A 1,195-nucleotide genomic window follows, 5' to 3' on the forward strand; every position below is an offset into this window, starting at 1 on the left:
GGACAAGACGCGATTTTGTACTGCCCCCCGACTTACGGTATGTACGCAATCAGTGCTGAAACCATTGGTGTTGAACGTAAGACTGTACCGCTAACATCGGATTGGCAGCTTGACCTTGCTGGCATCGAATCCAATCTCGATAACGTCAAGCTGGTTTTTGTTTGTTCGCCAAACAACCCAACCGGTAACCTCGTTAAGCGTGAAGATATTGTCTCTCTGCTTGAGATGACAAAAGACCGAGCAATCGTGGTCATGGATGAAGCGTACATCGATTTTTGCCCTGAGGCGTCAACGGTGGATTTGTTAGCTCAATATCCAAATCTCGCGATTCTACGTACGTTATCAAAAGCGTTCGCGCTTGCAGGCTTACGTTGTGGTTTCACGCTTGCAAACGAGGAGCTAATCAACGTCCTACTTAAAGTCATCGCGCCGTACCCAGTACCAGTGCCTGTTGCTGAAATTGCGGTTCAAGCCTTGTCAGAAGCAGGTTTGGCTCGAGCGAAATTCCAAGTCCTCGACCTTAATGCAAACCGCGCTTATCTGCAGGTTGGTTTGTCGATGATTCCAGGATTGCAAGTGTTCGAAGGGTGGGGCAATTATCTATTGGTTAAATTCCCAGATGGTGATGCGCTGTTTAAAGCGGCGTGGGATACCGGAATCATTCTACGTAACTCACCAATTGAAAACTGCGTGCGTATCAGCGTTGGTAACCGCGACGAGTGTGAAAAGACACTGGGTTTCATTAGAAACTACTATTCATAAATAGAATTCTCAACGTTCTCGGTTTATGCCGAGAACGAAACAAGATTAGTAATAAGGAAGTTCGAGTGAGCAAGCAACAAAAAATCCTATTTATCGACCGAGATGGCACGCTGATTGTCGAGCCACCGATTGATTTCCAAGTTGATCGCTTGGATAAGCTAAAACTAGAACCGTTTGTTATCCCAAGCCTGTTGTCGTTGCAGGATGCGGGATACCGTTTAGTGATGGTGACAAACCAAGATGGTCTGGGCACAGACAGCTACCCTCAAGAAGACTTCGATGCGCCACACAACATGATGATGGAGATCTTCGAGTCTCAAGGTGTGAAGTTCGATGATGTACTGATTTGTCCGCATTTTGAAGAAGACAATTGCTCTTGCCGTAAGCCTAAATTAGGCATGGTGAAAGAGTATCTTCAAGGCGGTAAAGTGGA

The 1,195-nt window shown here is 46.3% G+C and carries 2 protein-coding genes; both read left to right on the plus strand.

The window, feature by feature from the left end; all coding sequences use genetic code 11:
• A partial coding sequence (gene hisC, locus R8269_RS25235) for a histidinol-phosphate transaminase (RefSeq protein WP_318222911.1) occupies positions 1-762 on the plus strand: 762 nt, incomplete at its 5' end.
• A gap of 65 nt (positions 763-827) precedes the next feature.
• Positions 828-1,195, plus strand: a 368-nt coding sequence (gene hisB, locus R8269_RS25240) for a histidinol-phosphatase (protein ID WP_318222912.1), incomplete at its 3' end; no start/stop codon positions are given.

Source organism: Vibrio sp. Vb0667 (assembly GCF_033391095.1).